This is a genomic window from Kitasatospora sp. MAP12-44 (genome assembly GCF_029892095.1).
Lineage (GTDB): Bacteria > Actinomycetota > Actinomycetes > Streptomycetales > Streptomycetaceae > Kitasatospora.
Genome location: NZ_JARZAE010000004.1, coordinates 7,003,561 through 7,019,739, shown reverse-complemented (window position 1 = coordinate 7,019,739; position 16,179 = coordinate 7,003,561). Strand labels below are relative to the sequence as shown.

Annotated in this window: 13 protein-coding genes and 7 tRNA genes; 14 read left to right on the top strand and 6 right to left on the bottom strand. The window is 70.9% G+C overall.

The window, feature by feature from the left end; all coding sequences use genetic code 11:
* The first annotated feature begins 55 nt into the window (after positions 1 to 55).
* The 4 genes from P3T34_RS32015 (at position 56) to P3T34_RS32000 (ending at position 4,377) form a co-directional block, all read left to right on the top strand.
* On the top strand, positions 56 to 952 hold the full coding sequence (locus P3T34_RS32015; protein ID WP_280669529.1) for an SDR family NAD(P)-dependent oxidoreductase: 897 nt from the start codon (positions 56 to 58) through the stop codon (positions 950 to 952).
* A 149-nt stretch (positions 953 to 1,101) separates the two neighbouring features.
* The gene (locus P3T34_RS32010) at positions 1,102 to 1,749 is read left to right on the top strand and encodes an RNA polymerase sigma factor (RefSeq protein WP_280672517.1); all 648 of its coding nucleotides are present in this window, start codon (positions 1,102 to 1,104) and stop codon (positions 1,747 to 1,749) included.
* Positions 1,746 to 2,663 carry a hypothetical protein gene (locus P3T34_RS32005; RefSeq protein ID WP_280669528.1) on the top strand — a complete coding sequence of 306 codons (918 nt, stop codon included), beginning with the start codon at positions 1,746 to 1,748 and terminating at the stop codon, positions 2,661 to 2,663. Before P3T34_RS32010 ends, P3T34_RS32005 begins: the two co-directional genes overlap by 4 nt.
* Positions 2,664 to 3,171: 508 nt before the next feature.
* On the top strand, positions 3,172 to 4,377 hold the full coding sequence (locus tag P3T34_RS32000) for a globin domain-containing protein (protein WP_280669527.1): 1,206 nt from the start codon (positions 3,172 to 3,174) through the stop codon (positions 4,375 to 4,377).
* Positions 4,378 to 4,410: 33 nt separating this feature from the next.
* Here the strand turns inward: P3T34_RS32000 and P3T34_RS31995 are convergent, their stop codons facing one another.
* The gene (locus P3T34_RS31995) at positions 4,411 to 5,814 is read right to left on the bottom strand and encodes an amino acid permease (RefSeq protein WP_280669526.1); all 1,404 of its coding nucleotides are present in this window, start codon (positions 5,812 to 5,814) and stop codon (positions 4,411 to 4,413) included.
* Between P3T34_RS31995 and P3T34_RS31990 the strand changes: the two genes are divergently transcribed.
* The gene (locus tag P3T34_RS31990) at positions 5,734 to 5,940 is read left to right on the top strand and encodes a hypothetical protein (RefSeq protein ID WP_280672681.1); all 207 of its coding nucleotides are present in this window, start codon (positions 5,734 to 5,736) and stop codon (positions 5,938 to 5,940) included. The two genes, P3T34_RS31995 and P3T34_RS31990, sit on opposite strands and share 81 nt — an antisense overlap.
* Before the next feature lie 23 nt (positions 5,941 to 5,963).
* Here the strand turns inward: P3T34_RS31990 and P3T34_RS31985 are convergent, their stop codons facing one another.
* From P3T34_RS31985 to P3T34_RS31970, 4 genes are read right to left on the bottom strand one after another with little or no spacing between them, the layout of a single operon-like run.
* Positions 5,964 to 7,703, bottom strand: a complete 1,740-nt coding sequence (locus P3T34_RS31985) for an SDR family oxidoreductase (RefSeq protein ID WP_280669525.1) — start codon at positions 7,701 to 7,703, stop codon at positions 5,964 to 5,966.
* Complete coding sequence (locus P3T34_RS31980) at positions 7,700 to 8,545, bottom strand: M24 family metallopeptidase (protein WP_280669524.1); 846 nt, start codon at positions 8,543 to 8,545, stop codon at positions 7,700 to 7,702. Before P3T34_RS31980 ends, P3T34_RS31985 begins: the two co-directional genes overlap by 4 nt.
* A gap of 26 nt (positions 8,546 to 8,571) precedes the next feature.
* Positions 8,572 to 9,648 (bottom strand): PDR/VanB family oxidoreductase, encoded by a 1,077-nt coding sequence (locus tag P3T34_RS31975; protein WP_280669523.1) that lies wholly within the window; start codon positions 9,646 to 9,648, stop codon positions 8,572 to 8,574.
* A gap of 19 nt (positions 9,649 to 9,667) precedes the next feature.
* Positions 9,668 to 10,555 carry a metal-dependent hydrolase gene (locus P3T34_RS31970; protein WP_280669522.1) on the bottom strand — a complete coding sequence of 296 codons (888 nt, stop codon included), beginning with the start codon at positions 10,553 to 10,555 and terminating at the stop codon, positions 9,668 to 9,670.
* Positions 10,556 to 10,795: 240 nt separating this feature from the next.
* Between P3T34_RS31970 and P3T34_RS31965 the strand changes: the two genes are divergently transcribed.
* From P3T34_RS31965 to P3T34_RS31925, 9 genes are all read left to right on the top strand, one after another.
* Positions 10,796 to 10,987, top strand: a complete 192-nt coding sequence (locus P3T34_RS31965; RefSeq protein ID WP_280669521.1) for a ferredoxin — start codon at positions 10,796 to 10,798, stop codon at positions 10,985 to 10,987.
* Between the two features lie 240 nt (positions 10,988 to 11,227).
* Positions 11,228 to 12,724: a PQQ-binding-like beta-propeller repeat protein gene (locus P3T34_RS31960; protein WP_280669520.1), complete on the top strand. Its 1,497-nt coding sequence runs from the start codon at positions 11,228 to 11,230 to the stop codon at positions 12,722 to 12,724.
* Positions 12,725 to 12,818: 94 nt separating this feature from the next.
* Positions 12,819 to 12,910: transfer RNA gene (locus P3T34_RS31955), tRNA-OTHER, on the top strand.
* 1,006 nt (positions 12,911 to 13,916) lie between these two features.
* Positions 13,917 to 14,008 (top strand) — tRNA-Arg (locus tag P3T34_RS31950).
* A gap of 173 nt (positions 14,009 to 14,181) precedes the next feature.
* Positions 14,182 to 14,273: transfer RNA gene (locus P3T34_RS31945), tRNA-Arg, on the top strand.
* Between the two features lie 173 nt (positions 14,274 to 14,446).
* Positions 14,447 to 14,538, top strand: a tRNA-OTHER gene (locus P3T34_RS31940).
* Positions 14,539 to 14,711: 173 nt separating this feature from the next.
* Positions 14,712 to 14,803 (top strand) — tRNA-Gln (locus P3T34_RS31935).
* A 173-nt stretch (positions 14,804 to 14,976) separates the two neighbouring features.
* Positions 14,977 to 15,068 (top strand) — tRNA-OTHER (locus P3T34_RS31930).
* A gap of 132 nt (positions 15,069 to 15,200) precedes the next feature.
* A tRNA-Gln gene (locus tag P3T34_RS31925) sits at positions 15,201 to 15,291 on the top strand.
* Between the two features lie 69 nt (positions 15,292 to 15,360).
* On the opposite strand, the gene P3T34_RS31920 is transcribed toward P3T34_RS31925, so the two are convergent.
* Positions 15,361 to 16,116 (bottom strand): MerR family transcriptional regulator, encoded by a 756-nt coding sequence (locus P3T34_RS31920; protein ID WP_280669519.1) that lies wholly within the window; start codon positions 16,114 to 16,116, stop codon positions 15,361 to 15,363.
* Between the last annotated feature and the right edge of the window lie 63 nt (positions 16,117 to 16,179).

The window sequence follows — 16,179 nt, the reverse complement described above, 5'->3', positions numbered from 1 at the left end:
CACACAGAAGCGGATAGCTATCCGAATAATCCGCCATCGGCGAAGGGGCAGAGCAATGAGCCAACGGGCAGTGGTGACAGCGGGCACCGGGGGTATCGGCCTGGAGACCGCGAAGGGACTCGCTGAGCACGGGTTCGCCGTCACCGTGGTCGGCCGCAGCGCCGAGCGCGGCGCGAGCGCCGTCCAGCAGATCGCGGCAGTCGCAACCGGGCCCGCACCGCGATTCGTGGCTGCCGACCTCGCAGCGCTCGACCAGGTACGTGCGCTGGCCGCGCACCTGGCGGCGGAGGGTCCGCTGGACGTGCTGGTCAACAACGTCGGCGCGATGTTCGCTCAGCGGCAGCAGACCGTCGACGGCATCGAGGCGTCGTTCGCCGTCAACCACCTCTCGCCCTACCTGCTGACCGAGCTGCTGCTCGACCAGCTCCAAGCAGGTAGGCCGGGCCGGATCGTCAACGTCACCTCTGGCGCGATCAAGGTCGCCAAGCGCACCTTCGACGCCGTGGAACCACCGGGCGGCTACTACGGCTTCCACTGGTACGGCCGCGCCAAGCTCGCCAACCTCGCCTATACCCTGCACCTGGCCGAGCGCCTGCACGGCACCGGCGTCACCGTCTTCGCAGCCGACCCCGGCGGCGCCGCGACCGACATGACCAACGGCACCATGACCTCGCCGAAGATCGTCTCCCCGGCACTGCGCCTGCTGTGGCCGCTGGTCCGCCGGACCTTCGAACGCTCCACCGCCGGCCCGGCAGCCGTTGCCGCCCGGCCGTCCGTCTTCGCCGCCACGGATGCCTCGCTCGACGGGCGGACCGGCCTGCTCATCGGGCCCGAGGCCCGGCCGGTCCCCGCCTTCCGCGGTAGCACCGACCTCCAGGTCATCGACAACGTCCTCAGGCTCAGCCGGGAGTTGGCCCCCCTGCAAGGTGGTCCCGGAGCTCAGCCGAGGTGAGGAGACGCGATCGTGCGGGGTGTAGCGGGGTGTAGCGGGGTGTAGGGGCACCCCTGCGGTCGAGCCGTCACGGACCGATGGCCGATGATGGCGCAGTGCTAGAAGCAGACCAGTTCGGCGCCGATGGCGGCGCCGACCCGCCACCGCCGCTGATACCCGACCTCTCCGAGGCCGTCCGCGCCGCGCAGGGAGGCGATGAGGAGGGCTTCCGGCAGCTCTTCCGTGCCGTCCAGCCGCCGCTGCTGCGCTACCTGCGGGTGCTGCTCGGCGGGGACGGCGCGGACGCCGAGGACATCGCCTCCGAGGCCTGGCTGCAGATCGCCCGCGACCTGCACACCTTCCACGGCGACGCGGACGGCTTCCGCGGCTGGGCCGCCACCATCGCGCGCAACCGGGCGATGGACCACCTGCGTGCCAAGCGCCGCAGACCCGTGGCGGACCTGCCGGTGGAGTACCTCAGCGAACTCCCGGCCCGGGACGACACCGAGGGTGCCGTACTGGCCGCCGCCGGTACCGAGCAGGCGCTGGCGCTGATCGCCGGCCTGCCCAAGGACCAGGCCGAGGCGGTGCTGCTGCGCGTCGTCCTGCAGCTCGACGCCGAGAGCGCCGCCCGGGTCCTGGGCAAGCGCGCCGGAAGCGTCCGGATGGCCGCGCACCGGGGCCTGCGCAAGCTGGCCGCACTGGTCGAGTCCGCCGGCGCACTGCCCACGCCGCGGACCCCCGTGGGAACTGCGAAAAAAAGTTCTCCCGAAGGTGTGACACAAACCGGTGCGACGACGCTGAAGGACATGAGATGAGCACCAACCGACCCGGTCGGATCGACCGCGCCGCCGCCGAGCAGCTGCTCAGCGGTGCCACGGACGGCAGACAGGGCGGTCCGGGCGCCCTCTCCGAGCTGCTCGCCGCCGCTGCCGCACCTGGCACGCCGCGCGAACTGGTCGGGGAGCAGGCCGCTCTGGCCGCGTTCCGGGAGGCCGCTCGGCTCGCGCCCAGCCCTGCTCCTGCTCCCTCCCAGCCCCGGAGACGATCGATGGCCGACTGCGCACCTGCGCGGTTCCTCAGCGCGAAGATCGCTGCGGCCGCGCTCACCGCGACGGCCCTCGGCGGCGTCGCGGTGGCGGCCGGGACCGGGAACCTGCCGGTGGCCTTCGGGGGTTCGCCGGCCGGCACACCGGTGGCCCACCCCTCGCCGCTCGCGTCGATCAGCCCCTATGGGCAGCACCCCGGCTCCGGCCGCCCGAGCCCCGACGGGCACGGGCGAAGCACCGGACAGCCGGACGACGGGACGGCGCCGACCGGCCCGGCCGCGCTCTGCCGGGCCTGGGCCGGCGCCGGGCAGCCCACCGCGGACCCCGAGTTCGCGCCGCTGCCGCACGAGGCGGGCGGCGCGGGGAAGGTCCGGGCGTACTGCGCGAAGCTGCTCGGCGCCGACGGCGGTGCTTCGGATGGCGCCTCGGACGGTGCTTCGGGCAGCGCTTCGGGCAGCGCGGATCCCAGGGGCGGTGGCAACGCGCAGGGCAACGGCGGCCGTCCGAGCGACGGCGACTCGGCGCACGGGAAGAACGGCGGCGACGGTCGTCCCACCGCCAAGCCCACGACCAGCGCCTCGGCCGACCCGACACCCACCCGCGACAGACCGGGCCAGGGCGAGCAGTCGCCCACCTCGGTGCGGCCGGCGATGGCCTGGAGCGGCCAGCCGCCGGCGCACTGACCCAAGAACTCCGGACGGATTGGCGGTCTCCCCGGACACGCCGTCCGCCCGGGAACCCGGCGGCACCGACCGTGCGTGAGTCGACTGCCGCCGCCGGAGAACTGGTGGGCTCCCCCGGGCTCACCAGCTCTCCGACGTAAGCCCTGGGCCCGATCCGGTTGGGGTCGACCGGATCGGGCCCGGGCGCTGCACACTCGGACGCGCTGCACACCCGGACCGCCTGGCGAGAGCTGGACGCGGCAGCACCACACGACCCACACGTCACAACCGCCAAGGGCGAGTGACGCCGCGATCGCTCTACGTGTATGGTGCCAGGAGCGCTCGAACATGGTTTCCCGGGACGGTAGTTGTGCATTCTTGGGGGAGATCTTGTCATGCTCTTGACATGGTCCTGCCTTGACAGTAAGCCCCGACACCGACGGGACGGACAGTGCAAGACGCAAGGGCGGCGACCTTTTCTCGGCGCCAAGGACATCAGCCGCCAAGGGCTCTGACGAATCGCCACCACATGACTGACGACCTGACCCTGATCCGTGAGAGCTTCGCCCTGCTGCGGGACTCCGGGGACAAGCTGACCGCGCACTTCTACGCGACCCTCTTCCTGCACAACCCCGAGGTCCGCGCCTTCTTCCCGCCCGCGATGGACAGCCAGCGCGACCGGCTCTTCCAGGCCCTGGCGGGTGCGGTCCGGATGCTCGACCGGCCCGAGGAGCTCACCACCTTCCTGCGCCAGTTGGGCCGCGACCACCGCAAGTACGGTGTGCAGAGCGCCCATTACGACGCGGTCGGCTCGGCCCTGCTGGCCAGCCTGCGCAAGTTCGCCGGGGAGGCCTGGACCGAGGAGTACGAGCGCGCCTGGGCGCAGGCGTACGGGCAGATAGCCGACGCGATGAGCGGCGCGGCCGAGGAGGAGGCCGGCCTGACCCCCGCCAGCTGGCTGGCCGAGGTGGTCGGGCACGAGCTGCGCACGCCCGACCGCGCCGTCCTGACGCTGCGCCCGGACGCGCCCTTCCCCTACCGCGCCGGGCAGTACACCACGGTGGAGACCGCCCGCTGGCCCCGGGTCTGGCGGCCGTACTCGATCGCCAACGCCCCGCGCCGGGACGGCCTGCTGACACTGCACGTCAAGGCGGTGCAGGCCGGCTGGGTGAGCAACGCGCTGGTCCACCACACCCAGGTCGGCGACGTCGTGCGGCTCGGTCCCGGGCGCGGCACGATGGTGCTGCCGGACCGGCCGGCCCGGCGGGTGCTCTGCGTGGCCGGCGGGACGGGCCTGGCGCCGATCAAGGCGCTGGTCGAGGACATGATCGCGCGCAACCGCCCATTGACCCTGCACCTGTTCGTCGGCGTCCGGCACGAGGCCGACCTCTACGACCTGCAGTCGCTGCGCCAACTCGCCGCCGTCTTCCCGCGTCTGCTGATGGTCACGGTGGTCTCCGACGAGATCGGCTACTCCGGTGTGCAGGGCCGGCTGCCCGAGGTGGTGCCGGCGCAGGGCCACTGGGGCGAGCACGAGGTCTTCGTCAGCGGCCCCGACGACATGGTGGTCAGCATGGTCGAGCGGTTCCAGCGCGACGGCCTGCCGGCGGAGCGGCTGCACTACGAACTCAACACCACCCCCGAGGCGTTGGACATCACCATCGGACTGCTGGATGCCGTGGCGCCGCCGCCGCGCCCCGCCGGACCGGCCTGGGGCCGCTTCGATCGACCCTAGCCCGGCTTCGATCGGCCCTAGCCCGGTCGCGTGCTACCCGAGCGCGGCGGCCTTGCGCCGGCGGTCGACGATCGCCGCGGCCGCCAGCACCACGGCGGCGGCCACCAGTGAGAGGACCATCTGGATCCGTCCGTCGTGGTCGGTGAACATGTAGCCGACCACGAAGCCGATCAGCCCGATGGTCGCCCAGGTGAGGTACGGGTAGAGCCACATCCGCACGGTCAGCCGCTCCGGCGACTCGCGCTCGATGATCTTCCGCATCCGCAGCTGCGAGAAGCAGATCACCAGCCAGACGAAGAGCGCCACCGCGCCGGAGGAGTTCAGCAGGAACTGGAAGACCGTGCCCGGCGAGGTGTAGTTGAAGAAGACCGCCAGGAAGCCGAAGACCACCGAGGAGAGGATCGCCGTGCGCGGCACCCCGCGCGCGCTGACCGTCGCGAACGCCTTCGGCGCATCCCCGCGCTGCCCCAGTGAGAAGGCCATCCGGGAGGCCGTGTAGAGGCCCGAGTTGAGGCAGGACAGCACGGCCGTCAGGACGATCACGTTCATCACCTGCGCCGCGCCGGGGATCCCGACGTGCTCCAGGACCGCGACGTACGGGCTGCCCAGCAGCTTGGCGGAGTTCCACGGCAGCAGCGTCACCACGATGGCGATGGACCCCAGGTAGAAGATGCCGATGCGCCAGATCACGCTGTTGGTGGCCCCCCTGACCGCCTTCTGCGGGTCGGCCGACTCACCGGCGGCCAGCGTGACGATCTCGCTGCCCATGAACGCGAAGACCACCGTCAGCATGCCGTGGAACACCGCGCCGACGCCGTGCGGCAGGAAACCGCCGTGGCCGGTCAGGTTGGTGGTCCCGACCGCGTGGGTGCCGGGCAGCAACCCGAACACCGCCAGCACGCCGACCACGATGAAGGCGGCGATCGCCACCACCTTGATGCCCGCGAACCAGAACTCGAACTCCCCGTAGGAGGCGACCGAGAAGAGGTTGGTGGCGGTCAGCACCGCCATCACGAGCAGTGCGAACGCCCACTGCGGGACGCCCGGGAGCCACCCGTTGAGGATCTTCGCCCCCGCGGTCGCCTCCACCGCCAGCACCACGACCCAGAAGAACCAGTACAGCCAGCCGATGGTGAACCCCGCCCACCGCCCGAGCGCGCGGTCCGCGTACGCGGAGAACGAGCCGCTCTGCGGGTCCGCCGCGGCCATCTCGCCGAGCATCCGCATCACCATCACGACCAGCACCCCGGCCAGCGCGTAGGAGAGCAGGATCCCCGGTCCGGTGGCCGCGATTCCGGCACCCGAGCCGACGAAGAGTCCGGCACCGATCACGCCGCCGATGGCGATCATCGAGAGATGACGGTTCTTCAGTCCAGCCTGCAACTGCCCACCGGGGGCCGCTTCGTGGACGGAACTGGAGTCGATATCGGTGGTCATGGCCTTCTGCTGACCTTCCTGCGTGACGGCATTGCAACGCCAGGAAAGATAACCCGAATATTCGAATTCCGTAACCCCGCCGATTCCCAACAACATCACCACGGCGAATACTTGAGCATTATTTGAGGATAGCGAAATACTCGGCCGACTCAGCCCAGGTCGAGGCGGGCGGCCAGCCGGAGCAGGCCGGGTGAGATCCGGCCGAGCAGCCGGGCCGCCTTGGCCTCGAAGGTGACCGGGACGACCGCCTGACGGGTGCGCACCGCGCGGACGATCTCGGCGGCGACCTTCTCCGGCGGGAACCCCCGGCGGGCGTAGAGCTTGGAGGCCCGCGCCTGCTTGGCGGCCTGCTCGGCGGCCGACAGGCCGGAGAAGGTGGAGGTCCGGGTGATGTTGGTGTTGACGATGCCGGGGCAGATCGCGCTCACCCCGATCCCGGTCGGGGCCAGTTCGGCGCGCAGGCAGTCGGAGAGCATCAGCACGGCGGCCTTGCTGGTGGCGTAGGCGGCCAGCATCTTGGAGGGCAGATAGGCCGCCGCCGAGGCCAGGTTGACGATGTGCCCGCCCTCGCCGCGCTCGGCCATCAGCGTGCCGAACGCCCGGCAACCGTGGATCACCCCCCAGAGGTTGACGTCCAGGACCCGCTGCCACTCCTTCTCGGTGGTCTGCAGGAAGGTCCCCGAGTGGCCGATCCCGGCGTTGTTCACCAGGACGTCCGGCACCCCGTGCGCGGCCGCCACGATCCCGGCGAACGCGTCCATCGCCGGGCCGTCGCTCACGTCGACCTGGTAGGCGGTGGCCACCGGGCCCAGCAGCGAGGCGAGTTCGGCGGTGCGCTGGGCGGCGGTGAGGTCGAGGTCGCAGACCACCACCCGGGCGCCCTGCTCGGCGAAGGCCAGCGCGGTGGCCCGGCCGATGCCGCTGCCGCCACCGGTGACGACCACCAACTGCCCTTCCTGGCGAGCCGGTTCACCGCCGGACTCGATCTGCTCGGCGAACTCCCTTACCATCCCGGCCACTACGGTTCCCTTCTCCAGCAACGCGGACCAGTGGGTGGCCCGCACCTCGCGCCTGGTGAGTCGCGGCACCCAGCGCTCCAGCCCCTCGGAGAGGAAGCCGCTGACGTAGCGGTCCCGGGTCAGCGTGATCAGCTGCACCGGCACCCGGGTGGGCCGCTCGCGCGGCTCGCGCAGTCGCGGCCGCATATTGGCGCGGTACAACTCGATTCCCCGCACCGCATCCTGACGGAGCGTCTGCTGCGGATGGTCCGGGCGTGGGGTGACCGCCTCCAGGTCGCGCAGCACCCGAGGCCAGGCCCGGGCCAGCCCGAAGCGCCAGGTCGCCGGCGCCAGGAAGGGCAGGTGGAAGGCGGTGATGTACCAGGAGTGTGCGCCCTGGACCAGGAGTTGGCGCAGGTGGCGCGGGGTCGGCCGGCGCAGCCGGTGGCGGATCCAGAAGCCCATGTGGTCCAGGCACGGCCCGGACATCGTGGTGTAGGAGGCCAGTCGCCGCTCGGAGCCGGGCTCGGTGACGGCCTCCCAGGACTGCAGCGAGCCCCAGTCGTGGGCGACCACGTGCACCGGGCGGTCCGGGCTGACGGCGTCGGCCACCGCGAAGAGGTCGGCCGCCAGCAGCTCCAGGCGGTAGTCCTCGCGCCGGGCCGGCACCCCCGACTCCCCCGCGCCGCGCACGTCGTAGCGCACCACGTGGTGGTCGGCGGCCAGGTCGGCGGCGACGTCGTCCCAGACCCGGTGGGTGTCGGGGTAGCCGTGCACCAGCAGCACGGTCGGCGCGGCCGGGTCGCCCTGCTCGAAGACGGCCAGGGCGAGGCCCGCCGAGTGCACGGTCCGGCGGCGGGTGGCGTGCTGGGGCGTGGCGTGCTGGGTCATCGGGCTGCCTCCGCAAGGGTGTTCCAGCGCCGCACGTGCGGCAGGTCGTCGTCGAGCCAGTAGGCGTCGTCGTCGGTGACCACCAGCAGCTCCTCGAACTTGATGCCGACCTCACGGAAACCGATGTGCGGCTCGACCGCCCACAGGCCCGGGGTGGGCGCGTGGCGGGAGGACCGGCCGTCCGCCCAGAGCGGTGAACGCCCGTGCAGGCGCTCGCTGATGAGCTCCCGGCCGAGCGTCTGCAGGGTGCGTACGCCGAAGCCCAGCAGGTTGACCCCGGCCGGCCCGCGGCTGACCGTGCGGGTCACCTGGTGGCCGATCACCCGCCCGGGGTAGACCTGGTGGCGGTTGTCGTAGCCGTGCGCGGCGATCTGCGCGTCCACGGCCGCGTAGACCTCGCTCAGCGGCTTGCGGGCGCGCACCTCGCGCAGGATCAGCTCCCGGTAGACCTGGAGGTCCAGCGCCAGCCGGTCCCAGACCGGGTTGTCGCCGACCTTGCCGCCGTAGCCGATGTCGGCGGTGTAGCCGTCCACCACCGGCGCGCAGTCCAGCACGTACGGCATGCCCTCGCGCAGCACCCGGCCGCCGGCGAAGAACTGCAGCGGGGTGTGGAAGTGCCGGAACGCCGTCCGGTCGCCGAACCAGGCGAACGGGATGTGGAAGAAGTCCTGCACCCCCTCGGCCACCAGGCAGTGCCGCAGCTTGGCGGTGGCCTGCCGCTCGGTCACCCCCGGTTCGATCCAGGCGGCGACCGTCTCGGCGCAGCGGTAGGCGAGTTGCTGGACTTCGCGGAAGCGGTCGAGATCCTGGGTACTGAACGGAAACGTCGGAATCGTCGGCACGGAAGCACTCCTCACAGGTCCACTCCTCACAGGTCCAGGACGAGATGGTCGCCTTCGGCGGCCCGGGAGACGCAGGGCAGCAGGGCGCCGTCCGCCCGCTCCTCGGCGGTCAGCCGGCGGTCGCGGTGTTCGGGGGTGCCGGCCAGCAGCTGCACGCGGCAGGTGCCGCAGAAGCCCTGGTGGCAGGAGTACGGCAGGTCGGGGCGGGCCGCGCGCAGCACGTCCAGCGCCGAGCGGTCCGCCGGGACGTCCAAGGTGGGCCCGTCCGCACCGAGTTGGACGGTGAACGGCTTCCCGTCGGTGATCGGCGCGGCGGCGAAGCGCTCGAAGTGCAGGGCGGTGGCGGGCGAGGCGTCCATCGCCCGCTGGACCGCGGCGAGCATCGGGGCCGGGCCGCAGCAGTACACGGCACTGCCCGGCCTGGCACGTTCCAACAGCTGGGCACCGGTGGGCACTTCGCTGACCAGCAGGCTGACCCGCTCGGGGGCCAGTGCGCGCAGCTCCTCGACGAACGGCATGCTCGCCTCGCTGCGCCCGGCGTAGCGCAGCTGCCAGTCCAGGCCGCGCCGCTGGGCCTCGCGGGCGATCGGCAGCAACGGGGTGATGCCGATCCCGCCGGCCAGCAGCAGCAGCTTCGGCTCGCCGCAGAACGGGAAGCCGTTGCGCGGGCGCCGCACGGTGAGCCGGGCGCCGACGTGCAGTTCGTCGTGGATCTCGACGGAGCCGCCGCCGCCCTCGGCGAGCCGGCGCACGGCGATCCGGTAGGTGGCGCGGTCGGCGGGGTCGCCGCAGAGCGAGTAGTGCCGCTCGCGCCCGGAGGGCAGGGTCAGGCGCAGGTGCGCACCAGGCTGCCAGGCGGGCAGCGGGCCGCCGGCCGGGTCGGCCAGCCGCAGTTCGACCACGTCCTCGGCGACCTGGCGGTGCCCGGTGACCGCCAGGGTGAGCGGCAGCCCGCCCAGCGGCTCGGGCCGGCGGGGGTTGCGGCGCAGCAGCGGGCGGCCCAACGCGGGGGTGTAGTGGTCGCCGAAGGCGGTGAGACCGCGCATGAAGCGGTCCAGCCGCGGGCGGCCGTAGAGGTCGCCGGGCGCAGTGGTGAGGTCCATGGATCGGGCGCTCCGGGGCTCAGCGGGCAACGGCGGCACGGGCGGCCGGGGAGGTGGCGAGGTAGCTCAGCGCCTGGGCGCTGGATCCTTCCTGGGTGGGATGGTAGCCGCGCTTGAGGTAGCGCAGACCGGAGCGCAGCGAGCGCACCGGGTCGGGCAGCATCCCGCGCCGCGCGGTCGCGTGCGCCTCGCGCCAGCTGGGCCTGATCCGCCCGTCCAGCGTGGGATCGGCCGCCAGCAGGAAGCGCACCCCGCGGACCCACAGGTGCACCAGCAGCGGTCCGGAGACCAGCATGCCGCGCACCCGGCGCAGATAGCCCGGGTCCAGGTGGACCATCAGGTCGTACGCCACACTGCGGTGCTCGACCTCCTCCGCGCCGTGCCAGCGCAGCAGGTCCAGCATCGTGGGGTCGGCCTTCGCGCGGTCCAGGCCGGGCGAGTTGAGCGCCCAGTCGCCGAGGAACGCGGTGAAGTGCTCGATCGCGGCCACGAAGGCCACCCGCTCGATGATGTTCTCCCGCCGCTGGCGGGCGCTGAGCCCCGGCTTCTCGCCGAGCACCCGCTGGAAGAGCCAGCTGATCTGCCGTACGTACGGCCGCGGGTCGAGCCCCTGCGTCATCAGGTGCTCCAGCACCCCCTGGTGCGCCTCGGCGTGGATTGACTCCTGGCCGATGAAGCCGAGCACCTCCTCGCGCAGCTGCTCGTCCCTGATCATCGGCAGGGCCTCCTTGAAGACCCGGATGAACCACCGCTCGCCCTCGGGGAGCAGCAGGTGCAGCACGTTGATGGTGTGGGTGGCGAACGGCTCGTCCGGGATCCAGTGCAGCGGAAGCCGCGACCAGTCGAACTGCACGTCGCGCGGTTCCAGCACGAGGTTGTCGTGCACCTCGTGGGCGGTACCGGACATGGGGACCCTCCTGACCTGCGGGGGTGATGGGCGCAGTTCAAACTACTGGCGGGTACGACGCTCCACAAGGGTTTCGGCCATTCTTATCGACAACTAGTCTAATAGCGCGAATGGACCCCATCGCCGGCGTTGATCACACCAATCCCCTGACGGCCCATCACTCGGCTCCCTAGACTCCGATGGTCCCGGACTGATCGTTTTCCGCAGCCGGGACCGACGTCACCGGATGGGAGTTCACAGATGAAGATCACAATTGATTCGGACACGTGCATCGGCGCTGGACAGTGCGCACTGATCGCGCCCGGGGTGTTCACCCAGGACGACGACGGCTTCGGCACCCTGATCCCCGGTAAGGAGGACGGCGCCGGCGACCCGCTGGCCCGCGAGGCGGTCCGCAGCTGCCCGGTCCAGGCCATCACCATGGACGAGTAGCCCAGCCGGAACCTCGCGAGAACCGGCGGGCGCGGGCCTGCTCCGCAGGGCCGCGTCCGCACCGCGCTGCCAACACCCCACCCTCTTACGGATCTTGACGGACTCTGCCATGATCATCCGAGGTCGGCGCCACCGGGCGGCCGACGTGTCCCGGGGGTGTGAGCAGTGATGACGGGGGAGCCGAGCGACCGGACCGATAGATCCGACAGGTCCGACAGGTCCGACAGGTCCGGCGGATCGGTGTGGGCGTGGTTCAGCAAGGGTGGGGACGTCAAGCTGGTGATCACCGGCGGACTGTTCGGCGCCTTCTTCGGGACGCTCGGGTTGGGTTCGCTCCTCGGGTCGGACTACGGCTACGGAGGGGTCAGTCTCGAGGCCTTCGGGCTCATCAGCATCCTCGGACTGATGGTCAGCGGCGCCGGTCTTGTCGTCGCGCTGATCCGTCCGCGCCTGGGCCTGCCCTCGATCGCCGTCGGTGCGCTGGTCGGCCTGGGCGTCTTCGTCCTCTTCGCCGGCGCGGGCCTGGGCCCCAGCTGGAAGGCTCCGCTCGACCGGCCCACGGACGTCCGCGCCGTCGGCAGCTGGACCAGCGGTGACCTCGTGATCCGGGCCCGTCCCGACCAGGTGGTCGCGTACCGCAGCGCCACCGGCGAGGTCGCCTGGCGTTGGACTCCGCCCGGCGAGGACTCCGTCTGCGCGATGAGCCGCGAGACCGGGCACGGCATCGGGTTGATCGGCCACGCCGGCCTCGACCAGCCGTGCGCCGCCGTGGTCGCGCTCGACCTGTCGAGCGGCACGGCCCGCTGGACGGCCCAACTGGACGCGCCGGCCCGCTCCGGCGACTCGGCCGCAGCCGGCGTGCTCGCCATCGCGGGCGACAGCGCCGTCCTCCAGGAGAACACCGACTGGCGCGCACTGAACCTGGCCAACGGCTCGGCGGCCTGGCGCAGCGCCCCCGCCCCCGGCTGCACACCGCTGCGCGTCGCGGGTGGCGCTGGTGGTGGCGGCGCGGGTGGCGCTGGTGGCGCGAACTCCGTGGTGACCGTCGCGGATTGCGGCTCCGCCGCCCCGGTGCTGCGCTCCCTGGCGGCGCAGGACGGCAGGGAGCAGACGCAGGTCGCGCTGCCGACCGCCAACGGGCTGAACGACCTGGCCGTGCTCTCCACCGCCCCGCTCACCCTGTGGGTCGACGAGAACGGCGAGCGCGGTACGCACGCCGTGCTCAGCTACGACCAAGCAGGCCACCTGCGTTCCTCGATTCCCGTCTCCGGTGACGAGTACGACCTGGACATCCTCCTCGGCGGATCCACCGACTCGTTCGCATCCTTCACCGCCCGCCCGCTGTACAGCGCACTGGTCGTCGGTGACCTGCTCATCGTGCCGGCCGAGAAGCCGAACGACGTCACCTTCAGCCGGTCGAAGAACGGCATCAACCGCAACGCCACCGGTCGCCTGGTCGCCTACTCGCTCGCCGACGGCAGCAAGCAGTGGACAGCGGGGTTGGACGACCAGACGATCGGCCTCGCGGTTGATCCCGCCGGCACCGGAATCTGGGCACTGACCCAGAACACACTGTCCCGGATCGACGTCGCCATGGGACACCGGTCCACGAGCCTGGGCATCAACGGCGGCGTCTCGTACCTGCCGGTGGACCTCTCAGTCTCCGCCGGCAACCGGTTCACCATCGTCTCCGAAGACGGCACCAGCAACGAACCACCGGTCGTCGGCCTGCACTGACGGAACGCGTCAGATGGGGGTCAGCCAGGTATCAGCGCCGACTGGCACAGTTCTTCCTGTGAACGGGACAGGCGGAAGCCCGGACCGGGAGCACGGATAGGTGCCCGGAGCGGTTTATCGGGGACCGGAGCCTCGGCTCCGGTCGGGTCCTTGCGGCCCACGCAGGTTCGAATCCTGCCCTCTCCGCCCAAGTCGACCGGCCCATACGTCAGGCAGCCTGTCGCGGTGGACGGCATCACACCCCTGGCGGGACGGCGAACGGGTCATACCCCTCGGGCATGAAACAGCCGTAGTCCTGTAGTGGTTGCGGATCGTTCAGCACGATGTGCTTGCACTCGCCCGCAGGTGAGAGTCCGTCCGGGCAGTCCGGAATCCGTTAGCCGGGGAGTCCGGCGGACGCTGGTGCGTCGGCTGCGAGCCGACCGAATCGGTCCAGCAGAGCCCACACAGCGTCATAGACATCGCAGATGTCCTCGGCTGCCCTCCGGATCGACGATCACTACGTCCTGGCGCATCCGAACGCTGATCGTCATACCCGCCGTCGGGGCTGGCATCTCATCCACCGAGCCACGGTACTGCGTCGGAAGCGCGACCGACCGCGGATTCGGCCAGCAGGGCACGCCCCGGCTCTGAGATCCACTGGGCACCGAGCCATCTCGTGAAGCCCCCGGTAGGACAGGTCCGCCAAGATCATGTCCGTAGCAACCAGAGGCTGCACATTGGTCACCCATGTCGCCACGCTCGACGTCCCGCGCCATGTGGTGGAGTTCCTCGCTCACCTGCTGGGGAACTCCCAGACGCTCCCCGGACGCTGGGACCGTTTCGGCAGGCCGTGCTGGTGCTGCGCTGCTTCCGCGACCGCGGTTGCGTGCACTGCTCGGCCCGCAACGCCGGCGCCTCCCAGGCCACCGGCTACCACTACCAAGGGCCAGTCCGAGCAAGCACGTCACGCTCAGCCCGACCCGCATCGGCGACATCGCCCGCGCCGCCCTCGTCCTCAACGGGACCAGCCCTTTCCGCCCAAGTAGGTTGCCGCCCCGGGAGATTGTTCCCCTCGGGCGGCTGCCGCGCGTCCGCAGGAAGTCGACCAGCCCGACGTCCCACGCGTCAGGCGACGGTCAGTCGGGTATCAGCGGTGGCTGGCAGAGTTCTTCTTGTGAACGGGACGGGCGGAAGCCCGGACCGGGAGCATGGATAGGTGCCCGGAGTGGTTTATCGGGGGCCGGGGCTTCGGCTCCGGTCGGGTCTTTGTGGCCTTCGCAGGTTCGAATCCTGCCCTCTCCGCCCAAGTAGGTTGCCGCCCCAGGGAGATACTCCCCCGGGGCGGCTGCCGTACGTTCGCAGGAAGTCGACCAGCCCGACGTCCCACGCGTCAGGCGACGGTCAGTCGGGTATCAGCGGTGGCTGGCAGAGTTCTTCTTGTGAACGGGACGGGCGGAAGCCCGGACCGGGAGCATGGATAGGTGCCCGGAGTGGTTTATCGGGGGCCGGGGCTTCGGCTCCGGTCGGGTCTTTGTGGCCTTCGCAGGTTCGAATCCTGCCCTCTCCGCCCAAGTAGGTTGCCGCCCCAGGGAGATACTCCCCCGGGGCGGCTGCCGTACGTTCGCAGGAAGTCGACCAGCCCGACGTCCCATGCGTCAGGTGACGGTCAGTCGGGTATCAGCGCCGGCTGGCAGAGTTCTTCTTGTGAACGGGACGGGCGGAAGTCCGGACCGGGAGCATGGATAGGTGCCCGGAGCGGTTTATCGGGGACCGGAGCCTCGGCTCCGGTCGGGTCCTTGCGGCCCACGCAGGTTCGAATCCTGCCCTCTCCGCCCAAACACATCGCCGCCCCAGGGAGATACTCCCCCGGGGCGGCTGCCGCGCGTTCACAGGAAATCGACCGACCCGACGTCCCATGCGTCAGGTGACGGTCAGTCGGGCATCAGCGGTGGCTGGCAGAGTTCTTCTTGTGAACGGGACGGGCGGAAGCCCGGACCGCGAGCATGGATAGGTGCCCGGAGCGGTTTATCGGGGACCGGGGCTTTGGTTCCGGTCGGGTCCTAGCGGCCCACGCAGGTTCGAATCCTGCCCTCTCCGCCCAAACACATCGCCGCCCCAGGGAGATACTCCCCCGGGGCGACTGCCGCGCGTTCACAGGAAATCGACCAGCCCGACGTCCCACGCGTCAGGCGACGGTCAGTCGGGCATCAGCGCCGGCTGGCAGAGTTCTTCTTGTGAACGGGACGGGCGGAAGCCCGGACCGCGAGCATGGATAGGTGCCCGGAGCGGTTTATCGGGGACCGGGGCCTCGGCTCCGGTCGGGTCCTAGCGGCCCACGCAGGTTCGAATCCTGCCCTCTCCGCCCAAGTGCGTCACCACCCCGGGGGGCGGCTGTCGTGTGTTCAGGGAAGTCGGCGGGTCCGACGTTCCGGGCGTCAGGTAGGTGTCAGGGGTGGCTGGCACAGTTGTTCCCGTGAACAGGGCGGGCGAGCATGGATAGGTGCCCGGAGCGGTTATCGGGGGCCGGGGCTTTGGCTCTGGTCGGGTCCTTGCGGCCCACGCAGGTTCGAATCCTGCCCTCTCCGCCCAAGTAGGTTGCCGCCCCGTGGGGCTGTCGTACGTTCAGGAAGTCGGCGGGTCCGACGTTCCATGCATCAGGTAGGTGTCGCTGGTGGGTGGCGACTGGATGTGTCGGCCCCGGACATGTGGGGTGCTGAGGTTGCCAGTGAGAGCACAGCGCTGAGCGCGGCAGCGCCGTCGAGGAGGGCTTTGGAGCGGGCCGCGATGCTGGCGTCTCTGGCAGCCAGCGCGGAGGCGACATCCTCCGATCGGCGGGCGCGCCGTAGCTCCGGGATCAGGGCCCGAAGGGGTGCGATGCGGTAGCCGGCCTTGCGCAGTTGGTGAACGATCCGTACATCCCGGACTTGGGCGGGTGTGTATCGGCGCGTACCGCGCGCGGGGTCGCGGTCGGGGACGACAAGCTCCTCCGCGTCCCAGTACCGCAACGTCGAAGGGCGCACGCCGAGAGCGGCGGCGAGTTCGGAGACGCTCATCGAGTCCGATGCACGTACGTCTTCGATCGGCTCGCTGGAGATTGCCCGGGCGGCCTCCTTGGCCAGCCTCAGTTCCGTGCGCTCTGTGTCGAGTCGGGCGTGCGCCGCATCGAGAAGGGCGAGCATCAGCTGCGAGGCGGGGTACTGGTGAACGGCCCGAACGATCTTCTTGGCCTCGGTCGGACCCGTGCCTGCCGCGAGTGCCCGGTAGGCCAGCGCGGACTGGAGATGTATCTCTCCATAGATCCGGTAGCCCGTGGCTGTGCGCGTCGCAGCCGGAAGCACACTGTCGCGTTCAAGATTGCGAACCTGTTGGACGGAGCACCCGGCACGCCGTGCGACATCGACGGTGCGCATGTCACCCGATTTGAGACCTGACATCTTGAATCCCCTGAATCCCCTGGGTCTTAGGCTCGAAGT